Here is a 17,127-nt window from a genome sequence, read left to right as displayed (position 1 = left end):
GACTGGTGAGCGCATCGTCTGCGATCGATACGCACTGCCCCTACTGCGCCATGCAGTGTGGGGTGTCCCTGACGATCGGCGACGGGCCGCCTCTGCTGGCGCCCACCGAATTCCCGGTCAACAGGGGCGGTCTGTGCGCCAAGGGATGGACGGCTGCCGACCTTCTCGACCACGGCGACCGGCTACTGAGCCCTCTCGTCCGTAAGGATCCCGGCGATCGCACCAGCCCGTTGCGACCGGCGGATTGGGACGAGGCGCTCGACCGTATCGTCGACGCCATCCGTACCAGCCAACACCGGTACGGCCCCGACAGCGTCGGGGCCTTCGGTGGCGGCGGGCTGACCAACGAGAAGGCGTACGCGTTGGGCAAGTTCGTCAGGGTGGCGCTGCGCTCGGCGTCGATCGACTACAACGGCCGGTTCTGCATGTCGTCCGCGGCGACCGCTTCGAACCGCTCGCTCGGGATCGACCGTGGCCTGCCGTTCCCTCTGGCCGACATCGCCCAGGCGCAGGCCGTGCTGTTGGTCGGCGCGAATCCGGCCGATGTGCTACCGCCGTCCATGCAGTACTTCGACGCCGGACGAGCCGCCGGCGCACGGCACATCGTCGTCGACCCCCGCCGTACGACCACCGCGGGAGGAGCTGACCTCCACCTGCAGCCACTGCCGGGCACGGACCTCGCACTGGCGAACGGGCTGCTGCACGTCGCGATTCGCGAGGGCCTGGTCGACGAGACGTACGTGCGCGACCGCACGAGCGGCTTCGACGCGGTCCGGGCCACCGTTGCGGCGTACTGGCCGGACCGGGTGGAGCGGATGACCGGCGTACCGGAACGGGACCTGCGGGAGACGGTACGGCTGCTGGCGGCCGCCACGTCGGCGATGGTGCTCACCGCCCGCGGCGCCGAGCAGCACAGCAACGGCACTGACACGGCGCAGGCGTACCTCAATCTGGCCCTCGCCCTGGGCCTGCCCGGGCGGCCCTTCTCCGGCTACGGCACGATCACCGGGCAGGGTAACGGGCAGGGTGGGCGCGAGCATGGGCAGAAGGCCGACCAACTGCCCGGCTACCGGCGCCTGGACGACCCTGCGGCGCGAGCCCACGTCGCGGCCGTCTGGGGCATCGACCCGGACGAGCTGCCCCGGCCGGGCCGGTCGGCCTGGGAGATGCTCGACCGGCTCGGGACCGACGACGGGGTACGCGTGCTGCTCGTGCTGGCCAGCAACATCGCCGTGTCGGCGCCGCACGCCAACCGGGTGAGCGACCGGCTGCAGGCGCTGGACCTGCTCGTCGTCTCCGACATCTTCCTCTCCGAGACCGCAGCCATGGCCGACGTGGTGCTGCCCACGACACAGTGGGCGGAGGAGGACGGCACGATGACGAATCTGGAGGGACGCGTCATCCGCCGCAAGCGGGTCATGTCACCGCCGCCGCAGGTCCGCACTGACCTGCGGATGCTCGCCGACCTCGCCGGCCGGCTCGGCCGCGGCCGCTACTTCGACGACGATCCGCGCCGCGTCTTCGACGAGTTGCGCCGAGCCAGCGCCGGCGGGACAGCCGACTACGCCGGCATCAGCTACGAACGCATCGAGGCTGAGCAGGGGGTGTTCTGGCCATGCCCGAGCGAGGACCATCCGGGTACGCCGCGGCTGTTCACCGACCGGTTCCCGACCACCGATGGGCGGGCGAGGTTCTTCCGGGTGGAGCACCGCGATCCGGCGGAACCGCCCGACGCCGACTACCCGTATGTGCTGACCACCGGCCGCAACATGCAGCAGTACCAGAGCGGCAACCAGACCCGCCGGGTCGGTGCCCTGACCATGGCGCTGCCCGACGCTCGGGCGGAGCTGCACCCGGACCTCGCCCACCGGCACGGCATCGCCGACAACGACGTGGTGGAACTGCGCAGCCGACGCGGGCGGGCCTTCTTCCGGGCGCGCCTCACCGACGGCATCCGCCGCGACACCGTTTTCGCACCGTTCCACTGGGGTGGCAGCTCCGCCGTGAACGCGCTGACCGACCCGGCGCTGGACCGCCATTCGCGGATGCCGGCCTTCAAGGCCTGCGCGGTGTCGATCGCGCGCGCAGGCGGCCCGGACGACGCCGACCTGCTGACCACCCGACCGCCCAACCCAGCGCCTCAATGATCAAGGGAGCATCGCTGTGCACACCACTCCCCGTTTCCTGCAAGGCGTCTACAGCTTCGAGGGCAAGGGCCTCGACCGGCCCGGCCTCGTCGACGGCACGCTCAGCTACGTGGTGCCGGGCGGCGTCGTGGCCCAGCCGGTCTATTTCCGCGGCGGCAATGCCAGTGCTGAGCTGATCTGTGTCCTGCTCGTGCGCGACGGCCAACCGATGCGGTACTTCCCGATCGGCGCCAAGTCCGACGTCCACGTGCCGCTGCGGGTGGTCGAGGACCTCGACGCCGGCACCAGTATCGAGGTGCACGTGGCGGCGCCCGCCGGGGTGTCCGGCACCGTTATCGTCGATCTGGGTCTGGTCGAGGTCTGATGGACGCCGTCGACCAGCGCCGACGCCTCGTCGTGGTGGGTAACGGGATGGCCGGCGCCCGCACGGTCGAGGAGATCCTCGAACGCGGCGGGGGCGACCGGTTCGCCATCACGATGTTCGGCGAGGAGCCGTACGGCAACTACAACCGCATCCTGCTCTCCAACGTGCTCGCCGGGGCCGACGACGAGGCGGGCATCTTCCTCAACGACATGTCCTGGTACGCCGAGAACGGCATCACCCTGCACGCCGGCACCCGGGTCACCCGCATCGACCGCTTCGCCCGACGGATCTACGCGGACGACGGCACCGCGACGCCGTACGACAAGCTGATCATCGCCACCGGCAGCCGGGCGTTCGTCCCGCCGATTGCCGGCATCCACCGCCCTGGGCGCGGCTACCACCAGGGCGTGTTCGCGTTCCGCACCATCGACGACACCCGCAACATGGTCCGGTACGCCCGCGAGCACGAGCGCGCGGTGGTGATCGGCGGCGGCCTGCTCGGTCTGGAGGCCGCGCGTGGCCTGCAGAATCATCTGCCCCACGTGACCCTGGTACACGCCGCCGGCCATCTGATGAACGCCCAGTTGAACGCCCAGGCGGGCGCCATCCTGCGGCGCAGCATCGAGCGACTCGGCATCGAGGTCGTCCTCGGCGCGCACACCACCGAGGTGCTCGGCAAGCACGCCGTGACCGGGGTCAAACTCAAGGACGGCCGGACCATCGCCTGCGACGTCGTCGTCGTGGCCGCCGGCATCCGGGCGAACGCCGAGCTTGCCGCGACCAGCGGCCTGCCGGTGGAGCGGGGCATCGTCGTGGACGACCAGATGCGCGTGCAGGACGAGGTCGACATCTACTCGGTCGGCGAGTGTGCCCAACACCGCGGCGAGACGTACGGCCTGGTGGCTCCGCTGTGGGAGCAGGCGCGGGTGCTCGCCGACCACATCACCGGAACGAACCCGAACGCGGCGTACCACGGCTCTCGACTGGCCACGAAGCTCAAGGTGGCGGGCGTGGACGTCGCGTCGATGGGCCTGAAGGAGGCGGAACGCGACGACGACGAGACGATCGTCTTCGCCGAGCCGCGCAAGGGCGTCTACAAGAGCATCGTCATCCGCGACGACCGGCTTGTCGGCGCGACTCTCCTCGGCGACGTGAAGAAGGTCGCGTTCCTCGTGCAGGCCTTCGACCGTGGGCTCGCCCTGCCGAAGGAGCGGGTCGAGATGTTGTTCGACCTCGGCGCGCCGTCGGCCGACGTGAGTGCCGCGGAGCTCGGCGACGACGTGCAGGTGTGCAACTGCAACGGCGTCACCAAGCGGGCGTTGGTCGGCACCGTGCGGGGCGGCGTGAAGACGCTCACCGGTGTCATGGACGCCACCCGTGCCGGCAAGGGCTGCGGCTCGTGCAAGGGCCTGGTCGCCCAGATCGTCGAGTGGGCCGCTGACGGCAAGGTCGAGGACGACCCGGCCGCGAGTTGGTACGTCCCCGGTGTGCCGATGCCCAAGTCGGAGCTGATGGCGGTGATCCGCGAACACGGCCTGAAATCCGTCTCCGCGGTGTTCGCCACCCTCGTGCCCGGCGGCGCGGAGGACGCCAAGAGCAAGATGGGCCTGGCCTCGTTGTTGAAGATGATGTGGGGCGACGAGTACGTCGACGAGCGCGACGCCCGCTTCATCAACGACCGGGTGCACGCCAACATCCAGCGAGACGGCACCTTCTCGGTCGTCCCCCAGATCAAGGGCGGCGTGACCACACCGGCGCAGCTCAGGCGGATCGCCGAGGTGGCCGAGAAGTACTCCGTACCGCTGGTCAAGATCACCGGGGGCCAGCGCCTCGACCTGCTCGGCATCCGCAAGGAGGACCTGCCCGGGGTGTGGGCGGACCTCGACATGCCGTCCGGGTACGCCTACGGCAAGAGCTTCCGTACGGTGAAGACCTGCGTCGGCTCCGACTTCTGCCGCTTCGGCGTCGGCGACTCCACCGCTCTCGGCATCGCGATCGAGGATCGGTTCAAGGGCATCGAGGGCCCCGGCAAGATGAAGCTCGCCGTCACCGGCTGCCCCCGCAACTGCGCCGAGGCGTACGTCAAGGATCTCGGTGTCGTCGCCATCGACGGCGGCAGGTGGGAGATCTACGTCGGCGGGGCCGCCGGCGCCCACGTACGCAAGGGGGACCTGCTCGCCGTCGTCGACTCGCCCGACGAGGTCATCACGCTGACCGGCCGGTTCCTGCAGTACTACCGGGAGAGCGCGAACTGGTTGGAACGCACGTACGCGTGGGTGCCCCGGCTCGGCATCGACCACATCCGGGCCGTGGTCGTCGACGACAGCGACGGCATCGCGGCGCGGCTCGATGCGACCATGGACGCCTCCGTCGCCGCCTACCGCGACCCGTGGCTGGAGCGGCGCGACCCGGTCACTCCAGGGCAGTTCCGCACTTCCCTGCCGTTGGCGGTCCTGCCCCAGGTGCCGGTCCGCGAAGCCGTACCGGTCTCCGTTCCGGGGCCGGTGGTGCCGTCGATCGGCTCCGCCGTATCGGGGCCGGGCCCGGTGACGGACGGCTCGGCCGGCAACGGGCACGGCGGCAAGGGGCACGGCGGCAGCGGCCACCAGGGCGACGGCGCCGGCTCGGCATCCGCGAGGCGGCCGTGATGGCCAAGCTCGTCGCCGTGGAACACCGGCTCGGGCCGGTCGACGAGATCCCCCACGGGGAGGGGCGTGCCTACGCCGTGGGGGCCGAGATGATCGCCGTCTTCCGGCTGCGTGACGGCAGCCTGCGCGCGGTGTCGGCGCTCTGCCCGCACGCCGGCGGGCCGCTCGCGGACGGCCTGGTGGATACGAAAGTCGTCGTCTGCCCTCTGCACCAGAACACCTTCGAGCTGGCGACCGGCTGTTCGACCACCGGGCAGTCCCCACTCACTGTGTACCCGGTCCGTGCCGACGCCGACGGACGCCTGGTGGTGGGCCTGCCGCCCACCTGATGAGCGAATCGATCACGGTGTCGAGCCGACCGACGACTTTCCTTGGGAGGAACCATGACCACGGCGGTAACCGGCAACATCGAGCAGGACCGGCGCAGCCTGACCCTCCGCGGACACTGGATCGACGACTGGCGACCCGAGGACCCCCTCTTCTGGGAACGCCGGGGGTCCCGTATCGCCCGACGCAATCTGATCTTCTCCATCTACTCCGAACACATCGGCTTCTCCATCTGGACGATGTGGTCGGTACTGGTGCTGTTCCTCGGGCCGCAGTACGGCATCGACCCGGCCGGGAAATTCCTGCTCACCGCCGTGCCCGCACTGGTCGGGTCGGTACTGCGGATCCCGTACACCCTCGCCGTGGCCCGGTTCGGCGGCCGCAACTGGACGATCATCAGTGCGGCGCTGCTGCTGATCCCGAGCCTGCTCGGCGCGCTCCTGATCCAGCCCGGCGTCTCGTACTCGACGCTGATGCTCATCGCCGCGCTGGCCGGCGTCGGTGGCGGGAACTTCGCCTCCTCGATGGCGAACATCAACGCCTTCTACCCAGACCGGCTCAAGGGCTGGGCGCTCGGCATCAACGCCGGCGGCGGCAACCTCGGCGTCGCCGCGGTCCAACTCGTCGGCCTGTTCGTGCTGGCAGTCCTGGGGGCGGACAATCCCGGCATCGTCGCCGGCATCTACGTTCCGGCGATCGTGCTGGCCGCACTCGGATCCGCGCTGTTCATGGACAACCTCACCCACGCCCGCAACGAGAAGCGGGCCATGCGCGACGTCACCCGCGAACCGCACACCTGGATCATGTCTCTGCTCTACATCGGCACGTTCGGGTCGTTCATCGGCTTCGGGTTCGCCTTCGGCCAGGTGCTCCAGGTGCAGTTCGCCGACACCTTCGACACCCCGGTGAAGGCCGCATACCTGACGTTCCTCGGACCGCTGCTCGGCTCGCTCATCCGTCCCGTGGGCGGTGTCCTGGCCGACCGGCTCGGCGGGGCCCGGGTCACCTTCGTGAACTTCGTGGCGATGGCGGTCGGCGCGTCGATCGTCCTGCTCGCCTCCCAGCAACGCTCGCTGCCGTTGTACCTGGTCGGCTTCATCGCACTCTTCGTGTTCAGCGGCGTCGGCAACGGCTCGACGTACAAGATGATCCCGGCGATCTTCCGGGCCAAGTGCGGTGTGCAGGTGACCGCCGCCGGCGCGGCCGACCCGCACGACCGGGCGGCGGAGCACGAGGCACGGCGCCTCTCCGGCGCGCTCATCGGCGTCGCCGGTGCCATCGGCGCGTTCGGCGGAGTCCTCGTCAATCTGGCCTTCCGGCAGTCGTTCCTCACCTACCAGACCGCGGATGCGGCCTACATCGCCTTCATCGTCTTCTACGCGATCTGCTTCGTCATCACCTGGTTCGTGTACCTACGCCCGTCGTCCGCTCGACTCGAGGGCGTCTGACAGCAGTGACCGCGGCCACAGCGCGGGCCGGCCGACACACGTGGGCGCCGGGCTTGCGGACTCCTCCGCTCCGGACGCCCTACGCCGATGACCCGACCCGTACCGGCCGGCGGACCCGGGCCGGCGGGCGGGCAGAGCCCTGCGGTCGACCTTGCCGTTGGCGGTGGCGGGCAACTCGGGCAGCACGACGTGGCGCAGCGGCACCATGTGGTCGGGAAGCAGCTCGGCCAGCGCTCGTCGCATCGACGCTGATCATTCCGGCCGCCGACCGCAGCGCTGTCACGCTGGTTCGGGAGCCGGCCCCGGCCTCCACGACCTGACGCCGCCGAGGCCGAGGGCGCCCTCCAACCGCAGGTTTCCCGGAGGGTTCGATGCGCAGATGCGCCGGCCACGGGCTCGGCGGTCCGGATTCAACGCGAACGCAGGTCTGCGGTCAACGGCCCCACTCAGTCACCGGAGATCCAGAGATATCCGCGTGCCCGGGTCGCCTCCTCGATGAGCGTCCCCAGTGCCTGCACGTCGACCCGGAGCTCCGGTCTGCGGCTCGCGATCTCGTCCAGCTCCGCGGTCAGCTGCGGCAGCTGGATCAGGTTGATCATGGTGTCGCCGTAGGAATCGATCCTCGACACCAGGTGGTGCCGCTCCCGGTCGCTCGCCGCCACCAGGCGTTGCAGCGAGGAGCCCGCTTCCACGCCGGCATAGCGTCGCTCGTGCACCTGGTTCTCGACATACACCCCGAACCCCACCGCCGCGCCTCCTCCACGAAATGGCCGGCCAGGGCATGGCACACCCCGGCCGGCCAACCTTACGGTCGTCGGCGCTCAGTCCTTGCAGGGAATCGGGTACATCGTTCGCACGCCGCCCCACCTGTCCTGAACCACCATGTAACAACTCGTGATCTGTGCGCCACTGTCCTTCGACGTCCGACCGACCGGCTGGTCGGCCTTCGCCTCACGCTCGTAGTGGCCGTCCTTGTTCGGTCCGTTGCACGGGCACTTGTTCGCCTCGTCGACGAGATCGTCGAGATCCACCGTGTTGTCGAAGACGCCCTTGCTGTCCTCGACCTTCGGCCCGCCCTGCACGTGCTTCTCCTTGACGTACTTCTCGGAGGACTCGTCGAGCATCGCCGGGACGCAGTTGGCGTTGTGCACCAGCAGCGGCGTGTTGCCGGCCGCCACGTAGTAGGTGTGCATGTCGGCCACGGTGAGGTTGAAGACGGTGGTCACCTCGTCCCGCGCCGCCAGCGCGGTGATCGTGACCGGCTTGCCGGCCCCGTTCTCCACGGTCGAGCCGGCCACCAGGTCACCGGCGTTGACCCACGCCTTCGAGGCCGGTACCCAGAACGGGTGGCCGTCGGTGGCGGTGATGACGGTCGGTGCCGTGTCGGCGTCGTGGTCCTGGTCGACGGATATGTCGATCAGATGTTTGACGCCGGTGCCACGGATCAGTGTGGTCACCGTCCGGACCCCGGTGCGCCCGGCGATCGGATCGGTGGCCACCACCTTTTCGCCGGCCTCGACGTCCTCGATGTCCCGGAAGCGCCCGTTGGCGAGCAGCACGCGGGTGCCGGCCACGAAGCTGTTGCAGTCCACCGCCGGTCGTCGGAGCTTGTCGAGGATCTTCTGGACGTTACGGAACCGGTCTGAGTTCTTCCACGCCTTGGCCCCGGTCGCCAGCCAGCCCGCGACCGGGATGGCCGAGCCCAGCGACAGCAGGCCGCCGAGCCAGTCGCCGCGGCCGAACGACACCGCCGCGTCGATGCCGTCGCAGACCTCGCCCGCGCCCGGGATCAGACCGCAGGCCATCAGGGTGAACTGCAGGATGTCGAGGAGGATGTCCTTGTTCTCCGCGACGAACTGCTTGAGGTCGCCCAACATCGAGCACCCGGTGATGTCCTTGTTGGCCGGCGCGGCGCACTTGGCCGGGTTGATCAGGGCGTCGGCGAAGTCCTTGAAGACCGTCAGGCACTCCTTGGACAGGTTCGACGGGTCCAGCGACAGACAGCCCCACGTCTTGTGGGCGTCGGCCGCGGTGCCCTCCCCACCCGGACCGCTGCCGGGCACGGTGCTGCGCCGGTCCTTCTCGGCCTGCTTGAGGCGCTCGGCGTAGAGGTCGGACGCTTCCTTCGCGGCCCGGGCCGCCGCGGCGGCGTCCGCCCCGGCCGCGTCGGCGGCCGCGCGGGCGTCCCGCTTGGCCGCCAGCGCCGCGGCGGCGTCGTTGCGCGCACGCTGCGCGGCCGCGGTCGCGGTGGCTGCTGACCGGGAGGCCGCGGCGGCGCTGGCCTGGGCCCGGTTGGACGCGTCGCGGGCGGTCACGGCCGACTGCGCCGCCTGGTCGGCCGACCGCTTGGCGTCCTGGGCCGAAGCCTGGGCCTGGTTGGAGAAGGTGATCGCCTGGGCCGCGGCTGCGTCCGCGCGGGCCTTGGCCGCGTTCGCCTCGCTGGCGTAGCCCTGCGCCCGCTTGGCCGCCTCCATCGCCCGGTTGGCGTCCTCGACCGACTTCTGCGCGTACTGCTGGGCCTCGGCGATCAGCTTGTGCACGGTCTGGATGTGCGCCGCCTGCTCGAGGTCACGCTGGGCCGCGTCGTACCGGCCGCTGGCCAGGAAGTACGACAGGTACGAGGCCGGGCCGTTCAGGGCCACCTCGCCGGCCGCCTTGACCTCGGGACCGCCGGCGTCGATCACGCGGTAGATCTCGATGCGGTCATCGGCAGCCCGGGCCGGGTATTGCCCCGTGCGGATGAACTGGTGCAACTGGGCCGAGGTGCCGGCCAGCGCCGCGTTGGCCGCCGCGGTCAGGTTCGGCCCGGCGCCGGGGAGCATCGCGTAGACCGTCTGGCGGTCCTTGGTCACCTTGCCGGCGTAGTTGCGCGTCCGCAGGAACGTCTCCACGGCCGCGTCGTCGCCGCCGAGCGCGGTCTGCGCCGCGGTCTTCTCGTTGCCGTCGGGCAGCGTGTCGATCAGCCGCCAGGTCCGGGCCCGGTCGTCCTGCCCGACCGCGGCCCGCCGGCCCTCGGTCAGCCAGAGCAGGACCTCGGCGTCGGTGCCGGCCAGGGCGTCTTGGGCCGCGTCCTTGGTCCACTCGCCACCGGTGGTGAGCAGCGCGACGGCCGCCCGGCGACCCCGGTCGACCGCCACCGCAGGCGAGGTGCCGGCTGCGGTCGCTTCGTTGAGCAGGGCCCGGGTGGCCGCGTCGACGCGGTCCTCCTCGGCTGTGTCCCACAGCAGCGAGCGGTTCCAGGCGTTCAGCTCACCGCCCTCGGCGATGGCCTCCTGCTCGGCCAGCAGCGCGTCCTGGGCGGCATGGATGCCCTGCTCTTTCCACTCGGCCAGGCGGTCCACGTCCTCCTGCCGGGCCAGCGCCTCGAGCTCCACCGCCTGGTTGGCCGCGTTCACCGCGACGTTCGCGGCGTCCACCGCGGCCGCCGCGTGCGTGGCCGCCTCGGCCGCGGACAGCTGACCGCGTTCGGCCGCGTCGGCCGCCGCGATCGCCTGCGTGACGGCGTTGTCGGCGTGCTGCGCGGCCGACTTGGCGTACGCGAACGCCTCCTCGGAAGCCTCCCGCGCCTGCCGCGCGAGGGCCTCGGCCCGATCGGCCGCCCGGTCCGCGGTCGCCGCCGCGCGGCGCGCCTGCGCGGCCGCGTTGCGGGCCCGCTGCGCCTGCTGCTGCGACACCCCCGACTGCCGGCTCGCCTGGTCCGCGGCGACACCCGCGGCATCCGCGTTCTGGCTGGCCAGTTTGGCCGACGCCGACGCGGCGCCGGCCTGGGCCAGGGCCCGGTCCCGCTCCGCGCGGACCTGCTCCAGCTCCTTCGCCTTGGCCGCCGCGTCGCGGGCGGCCTCGGCCGCCTCGCGGGCCAGCCGGGCGTCGCCGGCGTTCAGCCGAGCCGCCGAGGCGGCCCGCTGCGCCTTGGCCGCCGCCTGCGCGGTCAGCGCGGCCGCGGTGGTCGCCTTGCGGGACGCGTCGGCGGCCACCCTGGCCGCGCGCATCGCCGCGTTCGAGGCCGCGATCGCCTCCCGCGCCGCGCTGGCCGCGCCCTCCGCCGCGTCCGCGGCCCGGCCGGCCGCGGCCGACGCCTTCTTCGCGTCACCGCCGGCCGCGCGCGCCTCGGCCTCGGCCGCCTGCGCCGCCTTCTTGGCCTCGGCGGCCGCGTTGCCGGCCCGGGTCGACGACTCCTCGGCCAGGTTGGCCTCGCGCGACGTGGTCTCGCCGGCCTGCTTGGCCTGCTCGGTGAGACTCTTGATGGACGCCAGCTCGGCGTCACGGGCCCGGGCCACGAACTGACCCCAGCGCAGGAACTCCCGCAGATCCTCGGGGGTGCCGTTGAGCGCCGTCGACGCGGCCGCGTTGAGCACCGGGCCGCTGGCGTTGGGGGCGCCGGTCAGCATGCGGGTCGCCGCCAGCCGGTCGTCGGCGTGCTCGGCGGCGTCCAGGCCGTCGGACAGGAACGACGCCACCGTCTCGGTGCCGCCCTCGATCGCACGCTGGGCCGCAGCTCGCACCGTGGGACCACCGGACTCGATCAGGCGGTATGCCCGCAGGCGCTCGTCCGCGTTCCAGGCCGAGGTCCAGCCACCCTGCACGAAGGACTCGATCTCAGACGGGGAGCCGTTCAGCACGTTGAGCGCGGCGGCCCGCATCGACGGGCCGTCCATGGCGGCCAGCGACTGCGCGGCGGCCCGCTGGTCGGCCTGCTGGGCCGCGGTGAAGCCGGTGTCGTAGTAGGTGCGCAGGTCCTGGTCGGTCCCCAGCAGCGCGGTCTCGGCGGCCCGGCGGATCGACGGCGTACCCTTGATCGCGTCGAGCACGACGACGCCGCGGATGGCGGTGATCGACATGTCGGTCGAGGCCGCCTGGGCGGCCACGCCGGAGCCGGCGGTCTGGACGATCAGAGCGAGGACGACGAACGCCCATAGGGCGCGCAGCCCCAAGCGAAAACGCGCAGCAGAAGCCGCAGGCATTATTCCCCCGTAGATAGGTCGAAAATCGACTGCAGCGGCAGGATAGCGGCAGTCATGGATTCCCGTCCGCCCCGCACTGGCCGGCCTCGATCGCTCCGTCGTGAATCACTCGCCGGTTACGCGGTGGCTGGGGTCATGTACCTGAGCACTGGGCCGTTACGACGACACGGCACGAGAACGGCCAGCACCGACGATGCGGCCATCATCGCTCCATGAGGATGGACCAGCTGCGCTCAGGGATGTCTCGTAACCCTGGCGTCTGTCTGTTGAGGATGGTCGGGAGGGATGCCTGGGTGTAGGTGATCACCGGAGCGCACCCCGCGTGAATCCTCCCGCTCACCGTCGCCGGCGACCCACCGGTCCGGCCGTCATCTCGCGGATCGTCGCCTCGGTCGGTGGCCGCGCTCTCGACATCTCGACCGGCGGGTTGCTGGACACGATCTCGGAGGCCGGCCGCCTACGGCTACCGACGCGTGGACGCCGGCCCTCGTCCGAACGCCGCGGCTTGGGCGCTGGGTCGCCGGCTTGGCCGTCCACGCCCGGCATCCCAGGTCGATGACCAGCGCCGTCGACCACCCGGCCGGGCCGCTCCCGAAGCTCAGGGTTGTTTTCCCCTTCGGGGGGTACGCCGTTCCGCCACGCGGGTGCCGTCGGATCAGCCGAGCGGGATGTGTGGCCGCGGACGCGCCGGGGGCCGGTACGGGATGGATCAGCGAGAGGTGGGCGGGCGCGCCGGGGATGTCGGTGTGGTGGAGCTCCGGGTGCACGGAGTGTCCGCCATCGGCCCGGCTGAGCTGCTGGAGCGGCCGCACGTGCGCCAGGTGGCGGGCGACCACCGGGGTGGCTTCTACCGGCCCCGACCCGAATGTCGCGAGGGTGGCGAGGCGGACGGGGTGACGCTGGAGGCCTACCGCTGGAACAATCTGCCGGCCGGCAACGCGGTGCGAACGCTGTCGATGGTGATCCTGCTGCCCTTCATGCTGATCAACCTCGCCATCTGGATGCGTCCGACGGGAGCCGGCTCCGACCCGGTGATCAAGGCCCTGTGCCGGTTGCTGGCGCTCACCCTGACCGCGATGTACGTGCTGAGCATCGTCGGGATCGCGCTGGACGTGATCGCCTGGAAGTGCATGTCCTCGCCGGAGTGCCTGGCCGGACGGAGTTGGCTCTCCTGGCTCGGAGGACGCCCGGCCGGACTGCGACTTGCGGTGCTCGCACTCGCGCCGGTAGCGGCGATCGCCCTGGTGTGGGGGATCACCGCCCGCCCGGCACTCCCGCCCCACGTTCCCCGTTCGGCCGACCCGCTCACTTCGGCGCACCGGCTCACCGCCGTCGGCCGGTGGGACACCGAGCCGCTGGTCGGTCGGTTGCGCTCCATTCACGTCGCGGCGGCGTTCGCCACGCTGGACCTCAGTCTGCTCGGCGCGCGGGCGGCACAGGGTCGGTCGATCGTCACTGTCGCGCTGGCGGCAGTGGGCGTACTTCTGCTGACCGCGTGTGCGGTTCTGCTCTGCACTCCGCCCCGGTCCGCGCCGACGGAACGGCGGCTCGACCGGCTGGTCGGCGTGCTGCGCACCATCGCGCTCGGCCTGACCGCGCTGGTCTGGATCTACGTTCTGACCAGTTCGGCTCCCTGGCCGGAGAGGAACGGACTGCCCGGCTACGACCTGACCGTCGTCGGGTTGTTCATCGGTCAGATGATGCTGCTGGTCGTCCTGGGAGTGGCGTTGTTCTGGCACCGGGACCGACAGCCGGATGTCGCCTTCTCGCTCGGGCTCGGCGCCCTGGCGGCCTCCGTCGCCGCGATCAGTCTGGCGCTCACGTTCTCCGCAGAACTGGTCTACCGGGTCGCCGACATCCTGAACCGAGACGCACCGACCGCGGAGGCCTCGATCACCAGCCCTCCGCGGGCCTGCGTCTGGGCGATTCTCGGCTTCTCGCTGGCGGTGCTGGTGACACTGGCCGCCGCCGGCGTGAAGGCGCTGGCGTCCCGGCCGGGACGGATCCGCGCCGCGTCGGCAATCGTCGCCCGTGACTTCCCCGACGCCCCCGCCGATGCCACGCCCCGACTGCGCCAGGTGTGCAAGACCATCGCCCGTGCCCGGTTCACCGAGAAGCTGGTGCCGCTCGCGGTGTTCTACGCCTGCCTTGCCGGGATCGGCATCGCAGCGGTCACGCTCGGCCTGATGCCGACACCTCCAGACGAACTGATCCAACGCTACGTGGGCCTACCGGCCGGCTTCGTCAACTTCAGCATCGGTGCGGGCAGTTACCTGATCGCCGCCCTCTTCCTCGGCCTGATCATCGGCGGGATCTTCGCCTACCGCACCCCCGGGTTCCGCCGGTACGTGGGCGTGCTGTGGGACCTGGGGACCTTCTGGCCCAGGGCCGCGCACCCGTTCGCGCCACCCTGCTACGCCGAACGGGCCCTTCCCGAACTGACCTGCCGGATCACCCACCTCGTCGACTCCGGCAACGCGGTGGTGCTCACCGGGCACAGCCACGGCTCCGTCCTGCTCGCCGCGACAGTGCTCCAACTGCCACCACGGGTCACCGACCGGATCGCCCTGCTGACCCACGGCTCGCCGCTGCGCCGGTTGTACGCCCGACTCTTCCCCGCCTACCTCAACGACGAGGTCATCCGCGAGATCGCCGAACGGGTCGACTGGCGGTGGGTCAATCTGTGGCGCGACACCGACCCGATCGGCGGCCGCGTCCTCCCACCCCAGCAGCCCGGCGCGTTCGACCGAACGCCGCCGGTGGACCGACGGCTACGCGACCCAGCCGACATCACCGCTGCGCCCGGAGACATCTTTCCGCCACCGATCAGGGGACACAGCCCCTGCGAGGCCGACCGGGTGTTCGACGAAGCCGTGCGTGACCTCGCCGAACGCCTCCTTTGAGCGAGCGGTCGCGAGCAGGCCCGCTCGCCGTCGTCGCCTCGACGATCAGCTGCGAGCGCCCCTGACTCGAGTCGAGAACCCGTCCCGGGTGCTGGGTGGTCGGTGGGTGGGGACGGCGCGGGACCGCCGCCGACCACGGGGAACGAGGTCGGCGGCGGTCCGGCGATGAAGCGTTGCGCCAGGTCAGCCGGCGAGCTGTCGGCGTACCGTGTCGGCGTCCATCAGGTACCACATGTTCTTGAACCTGCCGTCCTGCACCTCGTAGAAGGCGGTCTCGGCGAATTCCACAGACGCCCCGGTGGGTGCCAGGCCGTTCCACTGTGCGATCGGCGTGCCCGTGTCGATCAGGCGGGCGGCCACCCGGTTTCCCTCGATGAGGAGGTCCTTGACCTCCCAGTGGAAGTCCGGCACGGCGTCGGTGTGCTTGTGGAACTCGGCGACCATGTCGTCGCGCTTGACCGGGTTGCCGTTGAGGATCACCTCATCGTGGGCGAACTCGGCCATGCGGTGGAACTCGCGCTTGTTCGCCAGCTCGATGTACCGCAGGTAGAAGTCACGCAGTTCCTCTACGGTCATGGTCGTATCGGAAGTCTTCGTGTCGGAGCTCATATTCCTGTGTCCGTTTCTTCTCGGTGTCGGCCCAGGAGCCTGTCGACTCGGGTTGATCATTCGGCCCGATCGGACCCCCGGCTTTTTGTACCGCTCGGTTGTCAGCAACCGTAACAGGTTTTGTATCGATCGGTAGGTGAGTCACGTCACCATTTGTACCGAGCGGTATAGTTGGCTCATGAGCACCGAGAATCCGAGCATCGGACGCCCGCGGGCATTCGACGAGCAGACGGTCCTCGACCGCGCCACCGAGGTCTTCTGGCGGCACGGCTACGAGGGCGCGTCGATGACCGCCCTCACCACGGCGATGGGCATCAACCGACCGAGCCTGTACGCCACGTTCGGCAGCAAGGAGCAGTTGTTCGAGCGCGCCTTCGCCCACTACCGCGAAACCCAGCTGGCCAAGGTCCGCGCCGCTCTCGAACAACCCACCGCGTACGCCGCCATCGAGGCTTTCCTGCGCTCCAGCGCCGACGGCCTCACCGACACCGACCACCCACTGGGCTGCCTCTCCATCCAGGGGGGCCTGGCCTGCTCACCAGCCAACGCCCGAGTTTCCGAGGTCTTGGCCGCCGGCCGGGCCGCCAACGAGGACGCCGTCGCACAACGGCTGTCCCGTGCGATGCGGGAAGGAGACCTCCCCCCCGACGTCGACCACCGGGCACTGGCACGATTCGCGGTTGCGCTGAGCGAAGGACTCGCCGTGCACGCCGCAGCCGGCACCAGCCGGGAAGACCTCCAAGCCTCCGTCACCATCGCCATGCGAGCCCTCGCCCCACGCCGCCCCTGACCGAGCCGCTCGATGACCAGCAACAGGACGGTCGGAGCAAGCGCTACACCGCCTGACCCGGACGGACGCCGGACACCGCGTCGAGGAACCAGCGGACCAACCCGAGGTGATCGGCAAACCCGCCGGCACAGCTCGATCCGGCAGGCCGGACACAGATCCAGCCGCGTATCAGAGCCCTGCTTGGATGCCCGGCCGTCGACCAGATTGGCGGTGGGGATGCCCCGCGAACACTGGCTGTGGCGGCGATCGAGGTGCGGTGCGGGTGCACCTGCTCATCGAGACCCGATCGGTCAGGTGGGATCGGCAAGGCGGCGCGCGGCGGCGACGACGTCCGCGCGCCGCTGCGCGATCTCGTCCCGGCGTTCGGCCGCCGTGCCGGTGACCATGCGTGCGACCTGCGGCATCACCGTCCAGTAGGCAGCGATCGCGAGAAGGATGACGTGGAGTACCTCCGGAGCGAACGCCGACGTCACGCGACCGGCCGCCTGCCCCGCTTCGATGGTGGCCGACCTGCGCTGGTACGCATTGCGCCGGTGATCCTCGTCGGGAACCTCGCCGGTGTGCGACAGCGCTTCCCACATGAGGAGGCGGACGAACTCCGGGTGCTCGCGACTGTAGTCGTAGAGCCGCCCGGCGAACTCACCGACGGCGTCGGGATCTGTCGCGTCAAGTGGTACGGCCTCCGCGGTCGCCGCGAACCGCTCCCGCAGCACCACGGCGAACAGTTGAGACTTGCTGCCGTAGTAGTTGTAGACGCGCTCCTTGTTGACGCCGGCCCGCTTGGCGATCCGCTCGATCGTCGTGCCGTCCGGGCCGTGGGCGACGAACTCCACGGTTGCGGCTTCGAAGATCTTGCGCTTGGTTCCCTCGACGTCCTTGACCACAGGCCGATCCTCGCTGTCGTCCAACGCAAACGTTGCCTTCTGGCCG

Annotated in this window: 11 protein-coding genes; 7 read left to right on the top strand and 4 right to left on the bottom strand. The window is 70.7% G+C overall.

Annotated elements, in window-relative coordinates; all coding sequences use genetic code 11:
* Positions 1 to 5 precede the first annotated feature (5 nt).
* From O7617_RS24545 to O7617_RS24525, 5 genes are read left to right on the top strand one after another with little or no spacing between them, the layout of a single operon-like run.
* Entirely contained in the window at positions 6 to 2,147 is a 2,142-nt protein-coding gene (locus tag O7617_RS24545) for a molybdopterin oxidoreductase family protein (RefSeq protein ID WP_282258401.1), read from the top strand.
* A 16-nt stretch (positions 2,148 to 2,163) separates the two neighbouring features.
* Positions 2,164 to 2,511, top strand: coding sequence for a molybdopterin oxidoreductase (locus tag O7617_RS24540; RefSeq protein WP_282258400.1), 348 nt, complete (start codon positions 2,164 to 2,166; stop codon positions 2,509 to 2,511).
* Positions 2,511 to 5,159 carry a nitrite reductase large subunit NirB gene (gene nirB / locus O7617_RS24535; protein WP_282258398.1) on the top strand — a complete coding sequence of 883 codons (2,649 nt, stop codon included), beginning with the start codon at positions 2,511 to 2,513 and terminating at the stop codon, positions 5,157 to 5,159. The genes O7617_RS24540 and nirB overlap by 1 nt, the downstream gene beginning before the upstream one ends.
* Positions 5,159 to 5,488: a Rieske (2Fe-2S) protein gene (locus O7617_RS24530; RefSeq protein ID WP_282258396.1), complete on the top strand. Its 330-nt coding sequence runs from the start codon at positions 5,159 to 5,161 to the stop codon at positions 5,486 to 5,488. Before nirB ends, O7617_RS24530 begins: the two co-directional genes overlap by 1 nt.
* A 54-nt stretch (positions 5,489 to 5,542) precedes the next feature.
* Positions 5,543 to 6,934: a nitrate/nitrite transporter gene (locus O7617_RS24525; RefSeq protein ID WP_282258394.1), complete on the top strand. Its 1,392-nt coding sequence runs from the start codon at positions 5,543 to 5,545 to the stop codon at positions 6,932 to 6,934.
* Positions 6,935 to 7,380: 446 nt separating this feature from the next.
* Here the strand turns inward: O7617_RS24525 and O7617_RS24520 are convergent, their stop codons facing one another.
* Positions 7,381 to 7,680, bottom strand: coding sequence for a hypothetical protein (locus tag O7617_RS24520; protein WP_282258392.1), 300 nt, complete (start codon positions 7,678 to 7,680; stop codon positions 7,381 to 7,383).
* A 75-nt stretch (positions 7,681 to 7,755) separates the two neighbouring features.
* The gene (locus O7617_RS24515) at positions 7,756 to 11,865 is read right to left on the bottom strand and encodes a polymorphic toxin-type HINT domain-containing protein (RefSeq protein ID WP_282258390.1); all 4,110 of its coding nucleotides are present in this window, start codon (positions 11,863 to 11,865) and stop codon (positions 7,756 to 7,758) included.
* A 791-nt stretch (positions 11,866 to 12,656) separates the two neighbouring features.
* On the opposite strand from O7617_RS24515, the gene O7617_RS24510 reads away from it, so the two are divergent.
* On the top strand, positions 12,657 to 14,798 hold the full coding sequence (locus O7617_RS24510; RefSeq protein ID WP_282258388.1) for a hypothetical protein: 2,142 nt from the start codon (positions 12,657 to 12,659) through the stop codon (positions 14,796 to 14,798).
* 183 nt (positions 14,799 to 14,981) lie between these two features.
* Here the strand turns inward: O7617_RS24510 and O7617_RS24505 are convergent, their stop codons facing one another.
* Positions 14,982 to 15,374 carry an ester cyclase gene (locus tag O7617_RS24505; protein ID WP_282258387.1) on the bottom strand — a complete coding sequence of 131 codons (393 nt, stop codon included), beginning with the start codon at positions 15,372 to 15,374 and terminating at the stop codon, positions 14,982 to 14,984.
* 211 nt (positions 15,375 to 15,585) lie between these two features.
* Here O7617_RS24505 and O7617_RS24500 point away from each other — a divergent pair, with 211 nt between their 5' ends.
* On the top strand, positions 15,586 to 16,197 hold the full coding sequence (locus O7617_RS24500; protein WP_282258386.1) for a TetR/AcrR family transcriptional regulator: 612 nt from the start codon (positions 15,586 to 15,588) through the stop codon (positions 16,195 to 16,197).
* A 290-nt stretch (positions 16,198 to 16,487) separates the two neighbouring features.
* On the opposite strand, the gene O7617_RS24495 is transcribed toward O7617_RS24500, so the two are convergent.
* A complete protein-coding gene (locus O7617_RS24495) occupies positions 16,488 to 17,081 on the bottom strand; it encodes a TetR family transcriptional regulator (protein ID WP_282258385.1) in 594 nt (197 codons plus the stop codon).
* Between the last annotated feature and the right edge of the window lie 46 nt (positions 17,082 to 17,127).

Origin of the sequence: Micromonospora sp. WMMD1155 (genome assembly GCF_029581275.1) — a bacterium.
Lineage (GTDB): Bacteria > Actinomycetota > Actinomycetes > Mycobacteriales > Micromonosporaceae > Micromonospora.
This window is presented reverse-complemented; position numbering and strand designations above follow the sequence as displayed.